We start from the raw sequence: 13,611 nt of genomic DNA, 5'->3' as shown, positions 1-13,611 counted from the left end.
GATGTCGTGCTCATGTCGAACCTCCTGTTCCTTCGCCCCGAATATAGGCGAAGGCGTTCGGGCTTTCAACGCTCATGGCACCAGTCCGGCCCGGCCGATTTCCTGGCGGCGCAGCGGCAGCTTGTCGATGGCGCGGCTGATTTCGCGCACGTCCCAAGGCAGCGGGCGCCGCTGCTTGACCTGTCCGTCCTTGTCGATGATGACCAGCGAAAAGCCGCGCGGATGCAGTTGCTGGCGCCAGGCGCTGTTCGCCTGGGGATCGCTGTCGGCGATCACCACCACGTCGCGTTCGATCAGGGCTGCGCCGCCCGCCTCCAATGCGCGCATCTGTTCGCGGAAGGCGGGGTCGTTGGGCGTATCGGCAAAGACCACGACCGGACGGGCCGTCCACAGGAAATCGGCCAGCTGGGTTTCCGCGGCGGACAGGATGCGCAGTTCGGGCCGCGCCGGTTCCGGTTCGGGCGCCGCAACCTCCTCGGGGCTGGCGGGCTGCGGCGCGACGGCTGGCGGGGGCGCCTCTCGGGCCGGTCCCATTGCGGCAAGCATCATCGCAACCATCAGGAATTTCAACTTCATCGGCACCCCTTTCTGCCTTGAATATAGGGTGGACCGCGCCGTGCGAAAGGACAGACCATGACGAAACCCACGCTGGACGACTGGCAGAAGCTGGCGGCGAAGGAACTGAAGGGCGCCGATCCCGACAGCCTGACCTGGAACACGCTGGAAGGCATCCCGGTCAAGCCGCTTTACACCGAGGCCGATCTGGAAGGTCTGGACCACCTGGGCAGCCTGCCCGGCATCGCCCCCTTCACCCGTGGCCCGCGCGCCACGATGTATGCGGGCCGCCCCTGGACGATCCGCCAATACGCGGGCTTTTCCACGGCCGAGGAATCCAACGCCTTCTATCGCAAGGCGCTTGCCGCCGGGCAGCAGGGCGTGTCCGTGGCCTTCGACCTGGCGACGCACCGGGGCTATGACAGCGACCATCCGCGCGTAGTGGGCGACGTGGGCAAGGCGGGCGTCGCCATCGATTCGGTCGAGGACATGAAGATCCTGTTCGACGGCATCCCGCTGGACCGCGTGTCGGTGTCGATGACCATGAACGGCGCGGTGATCCCGATCCTGGCCAACTTCATCGTCACGGGCGAGGAACAGGGCCATTCCCGCGCGGTGCTGTCGGGCACGATCCAGAACGACATCCTGAAAGAGTTCATGGTCCGCAACACCTATATCTATCCGCCCGAGCCTTCGATGCGGATCATCGCGGACATCATCGAATACACTTCGAACGAGATGCCCAAGTTCAACTCGATCTCGATTTCCGGCTATCACATGCAGGAAGCGGGCGCGAACCTGGTGCAGGAACTGGCCTATACGCTGGCGGACGGGCGCGAATATGTGCGCGCCGCCCTGAGCGCCGGCATGGACGTGGACCAGTTCGCGGGGCGGCTGTCCTTCTTCTTCGCCATCGGCATGAACTTCTTCATGGAGATCGCGAAACTGCGCGCCGCGCGCCTGCTGTGGCATCGCATCATGTCGGATTTCAACCCGAAGAAGCCCGGCAGCCTGATGCTGCGGACGCATTGCCAGACCTCGGGCGTGTCGTTGCAGGAACAGGATCCCTATAACAACGTGATCCGCACCGCATACGAGGCGATGTCGGCGGCCCTGGGCGGCACGCAGTCGCTGCACACCAACGCGCTTGACGAGGCCATCGCCCTGCCGACCGAGTTTTCGGCACGGATTGCGCGCAACACCCAGCTGATCCTGCAAGAGGAAACCGGCATCACCCATGTCGTCGATCCGCTGGCCGGGTCGTACTACATCGAAAGCCTGACGGCCGAACTGGCCGAAAAAGCCTGGGCGCTGATCGAGGAGGTCGAGGAACTGGGCGGCATGACCAAGGCCGTCGCCACCGGCATGCCCAAGCTGCGGATCGAGGAAACCGCCGCCCGTCGCCAGGCCCAGATCGACCGGGGCGAAGAGGTGATCGTCGGCGTCAACAAGTACCGCAAGGATCGCGAGGATCCGATCGACATCCTGGACATCGACAACATGGCGGTGCGCGAGTCGCAGATCGCCCGCCTGAACCGCATCCGCCAGACGCGGGACGAGGCCGCCTGCCAAGCGGCGCTTGACGAAATCACCCGCCGCGCCCGCGAGGGCGGCAACCTGCTGGAGGCCGCTGTCGAGGCCGCCCGCGCCCGAGCAACCGTAGGGGAAATCAGCATGGCGATGGAAAAGGAATGGGGCCGCCACCGGGCCGAGGTGAAGACCCTGGCCGGCGTCTATGGCGCGGCCTACGAGGGCGACGAGAGCTTCGCGCAAATCCAGCGCGACGTCGAAACCTTTGCCGAGGAAGAAGGCCGCAGGCCCCGGATGCTGGTGGTCAAGATGGGCCAGGACGGCCATGACCGCGGCGCCAAGGTCATCGCCACGGCCTTCGCCGATATCGGCTTCGACGTGGACGTCGGCCCCCTGTTCCAAACGCCCGAGGAAGCGGCCCAAGACGCCGTGGACAACGACGTGCATGTGGTCGGCATTTCCAGCCAGGCGGCGGGCCACAAGACCCTTGCGCCGAAGCTGATCGAGGCGCTGAAGGCCCAAGGGGCGGGGGACATCCTGGTGATCTGCGGCGGCGTGATCCCGCAGCAGGATTACGATTACCTGCGCCAGGCGGGCGTCAAGGCGATCTTCGGGCCGGGCACCAACATCCCCCAGGCCGCCGCCGACATCCTGCGGCTGATCCGGGAAAACCGCGCGGCGTGAATTTGCGTCCCGCGGTGGCAGGGGGGCCGTCTGCCCCCCTGCACCCCCCCCGAGGATATTTGGACCAAGGCAAAGAACATTGCCTTGGCCCGGCGGCTGTGAAACCTTGCGCCTCGACCAGGAGAGGGTGTGATGGACGCGCCGGAGATCAAGCAGATCATCTGCATCAAGTGGGGCACGAAGTTCGGGCCGGAATACGTCAACCGCCTTCTTGGGATGATCCGCCGCAACATCACCCCGCCCTTCCGGCTGTTCTGCTTTACCGACGACGCCACCGGCCTGCATCCCGACATCGCCGTGCGTCCCCTGCCCGTCTTCGACTATCAGGCGCCGGTGAACACGCGCGGCAAATGGCCCAAGTCGCGGCTGTGGGGGGATCTGGGCGACGTGACCGGGGTGGTGCTGTTCCTGGACCTGGACGTGATCATCACGGGAAACCTGGACCCGTTCTTCACCTTTGGCGACCCTGACGACACGATCCTGGGACGCAACCCGAACACGCCACTGGAAAAGCTGGGCCAGACCTCGGTCTATCGGATGCGGGTCGGCAAGCTGGCGCCGCTGCAGGGGCTGTTTCGCGCGGATCCGCAGGGCGTGGCGGACAAGTACAAGTATGAACAGCGCTTCGTGACCCGGAACGCGCCCGGCGGCGTCAAGTTCTGGCCGCGCGGCTGGTTGGCGCATTTCCGGATGCACTCGGTCCCGACGTTCCCGATGAACTATCTGCGCGAACCGAAAGTGCCCAAGGACAGTCGCATCGTGATCTTTGCGGGCAACCTCAATCCCCCCGATGCCATTGCCGGACGATGGCATGAAGACGATGTGCACCGCCCGCCGCTGGATCATTTGCGCGAAGCCTTTTCGGGAAAGCGTCGGGAAAGCCTGTCCCGGCACTTGCGCCATTACCTGCTGCCCGCGACCTGGGTGAAAGATCTGTGGCGCGAATAGCATGAGCCTGCCGCGCGCGCCCGATCGCCTGCCCGACGACATGGCGGCGGCCATCGGCCACGCCGTTGCCGGATTCGGCTTCCTGGAGGAAGCGTTGAAACGCGCCATCTTCTCGCTGACGCGCCGCCAACTGGGCGAGGATGTGAGCGAGCGCGTCTTGCAGGACTGGCTGCGCCGGATCGAGGAGATCGCCGACGATACCCTTGGCACGCTGATCGACAGCTTTGCCGCCGCCATGAAGCAGGCCGGCATCGAAGGGCGCGAGGGTTTGTCGGCTGACCTGCGGACCCTTCGCCTGAAGCGGAACCTGCTGTGCCACGCATCCTGGCGGCCGGGCAGCAAACCGGGCCATTGGCACCCCACCTTCATAAACACCAGGGGCGAGCGTTACCCGGACGAGATGGATCCGGCGGCCGTTCACGCCATCCACGCCGACACGCTGGCTGCCGCCCGGCGCGTGGTGTCGATCATGCGCAAGACAGGGATCGACGGCGAATGGGCGGGATACGAGGACAACCCGTGATGAAGCTGACTGCTGATTATCCCAAGATCTGGCTTGCCCTGTTCGTGCTGGCGGGGTGGCTGGCGGGGCGCCTTGCGCCGCATGGTCCCGGCTGGCTTGCAGGCTGGGGCCTGGTGCTGGCCCTGGCCGGGCTGGCGCTGATGATATGGGCGGGGTGGACCATGCGCCGGGCGCAGACGACCGTCGATCCCCATGGCCAGCCGCGCCATCTGGTCACGTCGGGGCCGTTCCGGCTGTCGCGCAACCCGATCTATGTCGCCGATGCGATGATCCTGGCGGGCTTGTGCCTGGCCTTCCGCGCGCCCCTGGCAGCCCTGCCGCTGGTGGCGGGGTTCGTGCTGGTCATCTCGGCCCGCTTCATCCCGCACGAGGAACAACGGCTGGCGCAAGCCTTTCCCGAGGCATTCGCGACATACCGGCAGCGCACGCGCCGCTGGCTGTGACTGTGCCCTTTCGCGCGTTGCATGACGACGCGCGGCGCGCTAACAGCGGACGACCTTACGCAAGAGGCCTTCATGTCGTCCTCCCTCCGCCTGGGTATCGCCGGGCTTGGCACCGTCGGGATCGGTGTCGTCAAGATCGTCCAGAAACACGCCGATCTTCTGGCGCGCCGCACCGGCCGCCCCGTGTCGATCACCGCCATCTGCGCGCGGGACAAGATGAAGAACCGCGATGCCGACCTGTCGGCCTATCGCTGGGAAGACAATGCCATGGCGGTCGCCACCGCGGATGATGTCGATGTGTTCATCGAACTGGTGGGCGGCGACAGCGGCATTGCCAAGGACAGCATCGAGGCGGCGCTGCGTTCGGGCAAGGACGTCGTGACGGCCAACAAGGCGCTGCTGGCCGTCCACGGCCAGGCGCTTGCCGAACTGGCCGAGGGGCTGGGCCGCACCCTGCGCTTCGAGGCGGCGGTGGCAGGCGGCATCCCGGTCATCAAGGCGATGACGGAATCGCTGGCGGGCAATGAAATCCGCCGTGTCATGGGCGTGATGAACGGCACCTGCAACTATATCCTGACGCGGATGGAAAGCGCGGGCCTGCCCTATGAGGCGGTGTTCGAGGAAGCGCGCCAGTTGGGATACCTTGAGGCCGACCCGACGCTGGACGTGGGCGGCATCGACGCGGGCCACAAGCTGTCGATCCTGTCGTCGATCGCCTTCGGCACCCAGGTCAATTTCGATGCGGTCGAGATCGAGGGGATCGAACGCGTCAGCATCGACGACATCCGCCGCGCCGCCGACATGGGCTACAAGATCAAGCTTCTGGGCGTGGCGCAGATGACCCCGCGCGGGCTGGAACAGCGCATGTCGCCCTGCCTGGTTCCGGCGGACAGCCCGCTGGGGCAGCTGATGGGCGGCACGAACATGGTCGTGGTCGAAGGCGACAGCGTGGGCCAGATCGTGCTGCGCGGCGCAGGCGCGGGTGAAGGTCCGACCGCAAGCGCCGTCCTGTCCGACATCGTGGAAATCGCGCGCGGCGTGCGCCTGCCGGTGTTCGGCCAGCCTGCGGCATCCCTGAAGGCCGCGCAGCCCGCACGGACGGCCGTTCCCGCGGCCTATTACCTGCGCCTGGAATTGCAGGACAAGCCGGGCGCGCTTGCCAAGGTGGCGACGGTGCTGGGGGATGCGGGCATTTCCATCGACCGGATGCGCCAATATGGCCAGCACAGCCCGGACAGTGTCCCGGTCCTGGTCGTGACCCACAAGACCACCCCCGAAGCCATCGACTTCGCCATCGAGGCCCTGCCCCGCACCGGGGTCCTGGCGGGTGATCCGGTCGAGTTGCGGATCGAGGAAGTCTGACGAAAAAAGGGGGCGCTTGCGCCCCCTCTTGCCTCTGCAAGGGAATTCACCGCCAAGAATGTCTGCGCAAGGAAGAATCAGCTTCCCGCGATGATCCGCACATAGTTGCGGGTTTCGCGGTAAGGCGGGATGCCGTTGTACTTCTGCACCGCGCCCGGCCCGGCATTATAGGCGGCAAGCGCCAGGCGCCAATTGCCGAACTGGTTGTACATCATCCGCAGATAGCGCGCGCCGCCATGCAGGTTCTGGACCGGATCATGCGGGTTGACGCCCAGCTTGGCCGCCGTTCCGGGCATCAACTGCGCCAGGCCAGTGGCCCCCTTGTGCGACCGCGCGCTTGGGTTCCAGCCGGATTCCTGCTGAACCAGGCGCAGGAACAGATCCTCGGGGATGCCGTATCGACGGGCGGCCTCGCGCGCATGGGGGATGAAGTCGCTGCGCTTGCCGCGATAGGCGGGGATGTTCGCGGAAAGCTGGATATCGACCGAACTGTCGCTGCCGCTGCGCGCATTGGGGCGCAGGCGCGCGGATTGCTGATATTGCCCCGCCAGCCGCGAATCCATCAGCCGGGTCTGCCGGGCGAACTGTTCGGCCCGCGATTTCGACGAACTGCCCGACAGGCGAAGCCCCTCGGCCGAGGCAGGCACGGCGATTCCAGCGATCAGCAACGCGCACAGACCCGCCTTGATGGTAGGGATGAATGTCATGTCCCTGTCCCTCGTTGTTGTGGGTTTTGATGGGACTATACAGAAATCGGACCGCGTCGCCAGCATGGCTTTTCGATCAGAAGGCCGATGGCGGCAAAGCGCGCATTTGCATCGCGGCAGGGGCTGCGCTAGACCATTTCGCCAAGGACACATTTGCAGGAAAACGTCATGGCAGGCAGCGTCAACAAGGTCATCCTGATCGGCAATCTGGGCCGCGACCCCGAAATCCGCACCTTCCAGAACGGCGGCAAGGTCGCCAACCTGCGGATCGCCACGTCGGAACAGTGGAAGGACCGCAACACGGGCGAACGCAAGGAACGGACCGAATGGCACAGCGTCGCCATCATGTCCGAAGGCCTTGTCAACGTGGTCGAGCGGTTCCTGAAGAAGGGCAGCAAGGTCTATGTCGAGGGCCAGCTTGAAACCCGCAAATGGCAGGACCAGTCGGGCCAGGACCGCTATACGACCGAGGTCGTGCTGCGCGGCTTCAGCGGCACGTTGCAGATGCTGGACGGCCGCGACGGTGGCGGTTCGGGCGGCGGTGGCCAAGGCGGCGGCGGGGGTTATGACGATTACGACCGGGGCGGCCCGTCGGGCGGAAGCCAAGGCAGCGGCGGCGGCAGCCGCAGCGACTATGACGACGAGATCCCGTTCTGATCGTCCAGGTGGGGCGCGCGGTCAGCGCGCGTCCCGCAGCACGGCCGCCAGCGTATCGGGCTGAACGTCGTCGCTGACGAAAGCCTCGCCGATGCCGCGCGCCAGGACAAAGCGCAGACGGCCGTCCACCACCTTCTTGTCCTGTCCCATCAGCGCGATCAGCGCCGCATCGTCGGGCAGGTCGCCCGGAATGTCGCGGATCGCGGCGGGCATTCCCATCTGCCGCAGATGGGCCAGCACGCGGGACGGCGCCTCTTGGCTGCACAGTCCCATGCGGGCCGACAGGTCGAAGGCCAGCGCGCAGCCGATCGCCACGCCTTCGCCATGCAGCAGCCGCGCGGAATAGCCGGTGGCAGATTCGAGCGCGTGGCCGAAGGTATGGCCCAGGTTCAGCAAGGCGCGTTCGCCTTGTTCCGTTTCGTCGCGGGTCACGATCCCGGCCTTCATGGCGACCGAATGGGCCACGGCATGCTGGCGCAGGGCCATATCGTCGCGCAGGCGGGGGGCATTCGCTTCCAGCCACTCGAAGAACTCGGCGTCCCCCAGCAGCCCGTATTTCGCGACCTCGCCATAGCCCGCCAGGAAATCGCGCGGGGTCAGGGTGTCCAGCACCGCGATATCGGCCAGCACCAGCGAGGGCTGGTGGAAGGCGCCGATCAGGTTCTTGCCATGGGGGCTGTTGATCCCGGTCTTGCCGCCGACGCTGCTGTCCACCTGCGCCAGAAGCGTTGTGGGGATCTGCACGAAGCGGACGCCGCGCCGCAGGATGGCGGCCGCGAAGCCCACCAGATCGCCGATCACGCCCCCGCCAAAGGCCACCACGATGTCTCGCCGCTCGATCCGCTGTTCCAGCAACCATTCGACGCAGGTCGTCAGGTGGGGCCAGCTTTTCGTGGCCTCGCCCGGGGGCACGACCAGGGCCTCGGACACGATCCCCTGGGCGGTCAGCGCGCCCTGCAATCGCGGCAGATGCAGGGCCGCGACCGTTTCGTCGGTGACGATGGCCAGGCGCGGGCGGCGCAGCAGGGGGGCGATCTCGGCCCCGACGCGGTCGATCAGGCCGGCGCCGATGCGGACGTCATAGGCGCGGTCGCCCAAGGGCACATGGACGGTAACGGGTTCGGGGGTCATGGTGTCTCGATCAGCAGGTCTGCATCGGCGGCGCGGATGGCGTCCAGCAGCCGCGTGGTGGCGGCATCGACGCTGTCGGCGGGGCGGGCGGGAAAGGTCAGTTCCGCCAGGGCATAGGTCGGATTGCGTTCCGCCAGCAGGCGCGCCAGCGTGCCCTTGGGGTCGGCGGTTTGCAGCAGGGGCCTCGTGCTGCGCTGGCGCACCCGGTGCCACAGCGTGTCCAAGTCGCATTCCAGCCAGACCGACAGTCCCGCAGCCTTGATGGCCGCGCGGTTGCGTTCCTGCATCCAGGCCCCGCCGCCGGTCGAGATCACGCGCGGCGACTGGCGCAGGATGCGGGCGATCACCTGGGCTTCGCGGTCGCGGAAGAAGGCCTCGCCGTCGCGGGCGAAGATCTCGGATATGGACATGGCGGCGGCTGCCTCGATCTCGACATCCGAATCGGTGAAGGGGACATGAAGGCGCCGGGCCAGTTCCGTCCCCAGCGCGGTCTTGCCCGCCCCCATCATCCCGATCAGCACGATATGGCGCCTCAGGCGCTGGCGCATGTCCGTCCCCCGTTCATTGGCCGACTGAATGGCGTGATCTTTCGGAAAATGCCATATATATTCGGGACGAACCGGCGAAAGACCGGGTTCAAGGCAAAAACAACGATGAACGAGGCGAAATTCGATGCGGCTGCTCAAGGTTCTGGTGGTGCTAATTCTGGCTGCGGTGATCGGCCTGGCCGGTTACGCCTATTTCGGCGACATGCAGCCGGTCCGGTCCGAGGTCCGCAGCCCCATCGGCGCCGCCCCCTCGGCCCCGGCCGCCCCCGCAACCGAGGCTGAACCCGAGTGAGCAGGCGCCTGCTGCCCCTGGCCATGATGCTTGGCCTTGCCTGTTCCGCGCAGGCCCAGACGCCGCTTTCGGCAAGCGACTGGCTGTCGGGCAGCGTGCGCGGGCCGGACCGCGAAAGCTCGGCCTGGCGTCCGGGCGACGCGCCGCCCCCCGGCGTTCCCGGCGCGCCCGGACCCAAGCCCGTCGCCACGACGGGCGAGGTCGGCTCGGTCCAGGTCACGCGGCTCGGGATCGGAAATCCCGACAGCGTGGGCCTCAGGACGCCGCGCAAGGCGGGACTTCCCGCCGATCTGTGGCAGGGCAGCGACGCTGCGACGCTGGCCGGTCTGATCCTGCGCACGCCCGCACGCCTTCCGGCGATGAACGCGCTTCTGGATCGGGTGCTGACCACGCAACTCGCCCCTCCCGCAGGGTCGGACGCGCCGCAGGGGACACTGTTTCTGGCCCGCGCCGACCGGTTGCTGGATGGGGGCGCGCTGGACCGTGCGCAGGCGCTTCTGACCGCCGCCGGTCCCAGCAACCCGGAAATCTTCCGCCGCCTGTTCGACATCGCCCTGCTGGAAGGGGACGAGGCGCGCGCCTGCGAGATCATGAACACCACGCCCGGCATCGCGCCCAGCTTTGCGGCCCGGATCTTCTGCCTGGCCCAGACCGGCGATTGGGCGGCCGCCGCGATCAGCCTGCACGGCGCGGAAACGCTGGGCCTGCTGGACCAGCAACAGGCGGTGCTTCTGACGCATTTCCTGGACGACGCCTATGTGGACAGCGGCGAGACGCTTGCCACGCCGGATCGCATGACGCCCCTGGATTTCCGCATTCACGAGGCGATCGGCCAGCCGCTGCCCACATCGTCGTTGCCCATCGCCTTTGCCCATTCCGACCTGCGCCCGAACAACGGCTGGAAGGCCCGGCTGGATGCGGCCGAACGCCTGGCCCGCGCGGGCGCCATCGCCCCCGCCACCCTGCGCGCGCTTTATACCGAACAAAGCCCTGCGGCTTCGGGCGGCGTCTGGGAACGCGCGGGCGCCATGCGCACCTTGGAGGCCGCCTTGGCCAGCGGCGATCTTTCCTCCGCATTGCCCTCGGCATTCGACCAGTTCAAGCAGGCGGGCATGACCGATGTGATGGCCGCGATGATCGCCGCTGGCCTGCCCGAAGGGGGCGAGGGTCGGGCCGCGCAGGTTGCCACTTGGCTGCGCCAGTGGCAGGGGCTGCCCGTGCCGGTGCCGCTGGTCCTGGATCCCGCGCTGAAGGCCGACCCGGTCCAGCCCCCCGCCACCCAGAAGGGAGAGGCGCTTCTGGCTGCCATGGCCGATATCGACGCGGGCCTGGACGGGGATCTGCCCCGCGCGGGCCGTGGCCTTGCCACCCTGCGCGCCCTGGGACTGGCGGCCGAGGCCGATTTGGCGGCCGCGCAGCTGTCGCTGTTGCCGGTGATGCGGCAGAACCCATGATCGCCGATCACCGCGCCATATCCGCCTTTCTGGACGCCAAGGCCGCCGAATCGGGATCGGCGCGCAACACGGTCCTGGCCTATGGCCGCGACCTGCGCGACCTGTCGGACTGGCTGGCCGCGCGCAGGCTGGCCTTGGCGGATCTGACCCGCGAACGGGTCGAGGATTACCTGGCCCATTGCGACGCGCAGGGCCTGTCGCGCGCCACACGGGCGCGGCGGCTGTCATCCATCCGGCAGTTCACCCGCTTCGCGCTTGAGGAAGGCTGGCGCGACGACGACCCCGCCATCCGCATCAGCGGACCGGGCCGGGCCAAGCGCCTGCCCAAGACCCTTGATCGCGACGAGATCGACGCCCTGCTGGCGGCGGCGCCCCTGATCGGGCGGACGGATGCCGAACGCGCCCGCAACCTTTGCCTGATGGAGCTTCTCTATGCCACGGGGATGCGGGTCAGCGAACTCGTGGCCCTGCCGGTGGCCGCCTGCCGGGGCGATCCGCGCGTTCTGCTGATCCGGGGCAAGGGCGACAAGGAACGCATGGTCCCGCTGACGCCCCCGGCCCGCCGGGCGCTGTCGGCCTGGCTGGCGATCCGCGACGACGCCCCCCGGGACAGCGCGCTTGGCCGCCTTGTCGCCGGCAAGGGCGCGCGCTGGCTGTTTCCCGCCCCCGGCGCGGCGGGCCACATGCCGCGCCAGACCTTCGGGCGGCTTCTGAACGACATGGCCGTGCATGCGGGCGTTTCGCCCGCCCGCGTGACGCCGCATGTGATCCGTCACGCCTTCGCCACGCATCTGCTGCAAGGCGGCGCCGACCTGCGTTCCATCCAGACCCTTCTGGGCCATGCCGACCTGGGCACGACCGAGATCTATACGCATGTCCTTGACGAAAGGATGCGCGATCTGGTCCTGACCCATCATCCCCTGGCCCGAAAGACCTAGACCCGTGACACTTGCCCTGCGCCAGCCCGCCAATGTCCAGGCCACCGGGATCGCCCTGATGCTGGCCGCGATCCTGGGTTTCACCCTGATGGACGCGACGGCCAAGCACCTGACCCAGGCCTATCACCCCGCGCAGGTCGTCTGGGCACGCTTCATCGGCAACCTGGCGATCTTCGCCGTCATCTTCCGGGGCGCGATGCCCACGGTGATGCGCACCCGCAGGCCCGGCCTGCAATTCGCCCGCGCCCTGATGCAGCTTGCGTCCGTCGCGCTGTTCTTCAGTTCGCTCCAGGTCATCGGCCTGGCCGAGGCGACGGCGATCATGGACCTGAACCCGGTCCTGATCACCCTAGGCGCGGCCCTGTTCCTGGGCGAGAAGATCGGCCCCCGCCGGCTTGCGGGCATCGCCGCAGCCCTTGTCGGCGCGCTGATCATCATCCGGCCCGGCCTGGGGGTCTTCCAGCCCGCCGCCCTGCTGCCCCTGGCCGGGGCCTTCACCTATGCCACGGGCGCGCTTTTGACGCGGATGGCGCGGACGGATTCGGTCGCCACCTCGGTGATGTGGTCGGCGGTCGTGGGCAGCGTCCTGACATCGCTTGTCGTGCCCTTCGTCTGGCAGCCGATCGCGGCCTCCGACCTGTGGGCATTCGCGCTGCTGGGGGTCTTCGGCACGCTCAGCCAGTATCTGCTGGTCCGCGCCTTCGCCACGGCCGAGGCCGGGGTGCTGGCCCCCTTCGGCTATACCGGGCTGGTCTGGGCGGGCTTGTGGGGCTGGCTGTTGTTCGGGCAGTTGCCCGATGGCTGGACCGTGACCGGGGCCACGATCATCGTGGCGGCAGGCCTTTATGTCTGGTCCCGAGAGGCAAGCTTGGCGCGAAGGACCCCATGAGCCATCCCGACACCCCGCCCCTGTCCGACCGCATCGCGAACGCGGCCTTCCTGTCGGTGATCGGGCTTGCCCGGCTGCTGCCCTATGACAGGCGCATCCCTGCCGTGGGCTGGCTGTTCGCGCATGTCCTTGGCCCGCTGGCCGGATGGCGGCGGCGGATCCGCGAAAACCTGTCTCTGGCCCGACCCGACCTGACGGCCGAGGAGGTGAAGGCCCTGACCCGCGCCGTCCCCAACAACGCGGGCCGTTCCGTGGCCGAAATCTATTCGGGCGAGGAGTTCACCAGCCGCATCCGCGACTCCGATCCCCTGGAAGGCCCCGGCCTGCCCGCGCTTGAAGCAGCCTTCGAGGCGCACCGCCCCGTTATCATCGCCTGCGCGCATTTCGGCAATTACGACGCCATGCGCACCGCGCTTGCCGGTCGCGGCTGGCCGGTCGGCGCGCTCTACCGGCCCATGAACAACGAGGCGTTCAACCGCCACTACATCCCCGCGATCAGCGCCATCGCCGAGCCGCTGTTCCCGCGCGGGCGGTCGGGCCTGACGGCCATGCTGCGCTTCCTGAAGGGCGGCGGCTGGCTGGCCCTGGGCTTTGACCAGTATGACCGGCACGCGCCCGAGCTGCGCTTCTTCGACCTGCCCAGCCGGACCGTGCTGACGCCTGCCGAACTCGCGCTGCGCTATGACGCGCTGCTGATCCCGGTCCACGGCATCCGCTGCCCCGACGGGCTGCGCTTTCGCGTCCATGTGGGCGAACCCGTCGAACATGGCGAACCGGCGGCAATGATGCAGGCGCTGAACGACGACCTGGAAATGCTTGTCCGCCAGCACATGGACCAGTGGTTCTGGGTCCATCGCCGCTGGAAATAGGCACGGGCGCACAGGCCCTGCGCGCCCGTGATCCTTGCCTGACGGTGCGGCAAGCCCCTATGTCCCCTTGCAACGCGCATG

General features: G+C 67.6%; 15 protein-coding genes. 11 read left to right on the top strand and 4 right to left on the bottom strand.

The annotated features are described in order from the left end of the window. Positions 1 to 72: 72 nt before the first annotated feature. A complete protein-coding gene (locus tag IEX25_RS07585; protein WP_103173701.1) occupies positions 73 to 576 on the bottom strand; it encodes a DUF4174 domain-containing protein in 504 nt (167 codons plus the stop codon). Between the two features lie 57 nt (positions 577 to 633). Here IEX25_RS07585 and scpA point away from each other — a divergent pair, with 57 nt between their 5' ends. The 5 genes from scpA (at position 634) to IEX25_RS07560 (ending at position 6,045) form a co-directional block, all read left to right on the top strand. Further along, positions 634 to 2,769 carry a methylmalonyl-CoA mutase gene (gene scpA, locus IEX25_RS07580; RefSeq protein ID WP_103173700.1) on the top strand — a complete coding sequence of 712 codons (2,136 nt, stop codon included), beginning with the start codon at positions 634 to 636 and terminating at the stop codon, positions 2,767 to 2,769. Positions 2,770 to 2,901: 132 nt separating this feature from the next. After that, positions 2,902 to 3,717: a glycosyl transferase gene (locus IEX25_RS07575; protein WP_103173699.1), complete on the top strand. Its 816-nt coding sequence runs from the start codon at positions 2,902 to 2,904 to the stop codon at positions 3,715 to 3,717. Between the two features lies 1 nt (position 3,718). Continuing rightward, on the top strand, positions 3,719 to 4,240 hold the full coding sequence (locus IEX25_RS07570) for a hypothetical protein (RefSeq protein WP_188714661.1): 522 nt from the start codon (positions 3,719 to 3,721) through the stop codon (positions 4,238 to 4,240). Further along, on the top strand, positions 4,240 to 4,683 hold the full coding sequence (locus IEX25_RS07565; protein ID WP_103173697.1) for a methyltransferase family protein: 444 nt from the start codon (positions 4,240 to 4,242) through the stop codon (positions 4,681 to 4,683). Before IEX25_RS07570 ends, IEX25_RS07565 begins: the two co-directional genes overlap by 1 nt. A 72-nt stretch (positions 4,684 to 4,755) precedes the next feature. Continuing rightward, positions 4,756 to 6,045, top strand: a complete 1,290-nt coding sequence (locus IEX25_RS07560; protein WP_103173696.1) for a homoserine dehydrogenase — start codon at positions 4,756 to 4,758, stop codon at positions 6,043 to 6,045. A gap of 77 nt (positions 6,046 to 6,122) precedes the next feature. Here IEX25_RS07560 and IEX25_RS07555 read toward each other — a convergent pair whose 3' ends face one another. Next, the gene (locus tag IEX25_RS07555; protein ID WP_103173695.1) at positions 6,123 to 6,752 is read right to left on the bottom strand and encodes a lytic transglycosylase domain-containing protein; all 630 of its coding nucleotides are present in this window, start codon (positions 6,750 to 6,752) and stop codon (positions 6,123 to 6,125) included. Positions 6,753 to 6,920: 168 nt separating this feature from the next. Between IEX25_RS07555 and ssb the strand changes: the two genes are divergently transcribed. After that, positions 6,921 to 7,409: a single-stranded DNA-binding protein gene (gene ssb / locus IEX25_RS07550; RefSeq protein ID WP_103173694.1), complete on the top strand. Its 489-nt coding sequence runs from the start codon at positions 6,921 to 6,923 to the stop codon at positions 7,407 to 7,409. 21 nt (positions 7,410 to 7,430) lie between these two features. Here ssb and aroB read toward each other — a convergent pair whose 3' ends face one another. Both aroB and IEX25_RS07540 read right to left on the bottom strand, forming a co-directional pair. Then, positions 7,431 to 8,540: a 3-dehydroquinate synthase gene (gene aroB, locus IEX25_RS07545; protein WP_103173693.1), complete on the bottom strand. Its 1,110-nt coding sequence runs from the start codon at positions 8,538 to 8,540 to the stop codon at positions 7,431 to 7,433. Next, a complete protein-coding gene (locus IEX25_RS07540; protein WP_256388131.1) occupies positions 8,537 to 9,118 on the bottom strand; it encodes a shikimate kinase in 582 nt (193 codons plus the stop codon). The genes aroB and IEX25_RS07540 overlap by 4 nt, the downstream gene beginning before the upstream one ends. Positions 9,119 to 9,212: 94 nt before the next feature. Between IEX25_RS07540 and IEX25_RS07535 the strand changes: the two genes are divergently transcribed. The 5 genes from IEX25_RS07535 to IEX25_RS07515 are packed head-to-tail and all read left to right on the top strand — an operon-like array spanning position 9,213 to position 13,530. Then, the gene (locus IEX25_RS07535) at positions 9,213 to 9,380 is read left to right on the top strand and encodes a hypothetical protein (RefSeq protein ID WP_158248004.1); all 168 of its coding nucleotides are present in this window, start codon (positions 9,213 to 9,215) and stop codon (positions 9,378 to 9,380) included. Then, entirely contained in the window at positions 9,377 to 10,834 is a 1,458-nt protein-coding gene (locus tag IEX25_RS07530) for a hypothetical protein (protein WP_229665095.1), read from the top strand. Before IEX25_RS07535 ends, IEX25_RS07530 begins: the two co-directional genes overlap by 4 nt. Continuing rightward, the gene (locus tag IEX25_RS07525) at positions 10,831 to 11,772 is read left to right on the top strand and encodes a site-specific tyrosine recombinase XerD (protein WP_103173691.1); all 942 of its coding nucleotides are present in this window, start codon (positions 10,831 to 10,833) and stop codon (positions 11,770 to 11,772) included. The genes IEX25_RS07530 and IEX25_RS07525 overlap by 4 nt, the downstream gene beginning before the upstream one ends. A 4-nt stretch (positions 11,773 to 11,776) precedes the next feature. Beyond that, positions 11,777 to 12,661, top strand: a complete 885-nt coding sequence (locus IEX25_RS07520; protein ID WP_229665094.1) for a DMT family transporter — start codon at positions 11,777 to 11,779, stop codon at positions 12,659 to 12,661. Next, positions 12,658 to 13,530, top strand: coding sequence for a lysophospholipid acyltransferase family protein (locus tag IEX25_RS07515; RefSeq protein WP_103173690.1), 873 nt, complete (start codon positions 12,658 to 12,660; stop codon positions 13,528 to 13,530). Before IEX25_RS07520 ends, IEX25_RS07515 begins: the two co-directional genes overlap by 4 nt. Positions 13,531 to 13,611 lie beyond the last annotated feature (81 nt).

This window comes from Paracoccus acridae (assembly GCF_014642735.1).
In the GTDB taxonomy this organism is placed as follows: domain Bacteria; phylum Pseudomonadota; class Alphaproteobacteria; order Rhodobacterales; family Rhodobacteraceae; genus Paracoccus; species Paracoccus acridae.
This window is presented reverse-complemented; position numbering and strand designations above follow the sequence as displayed.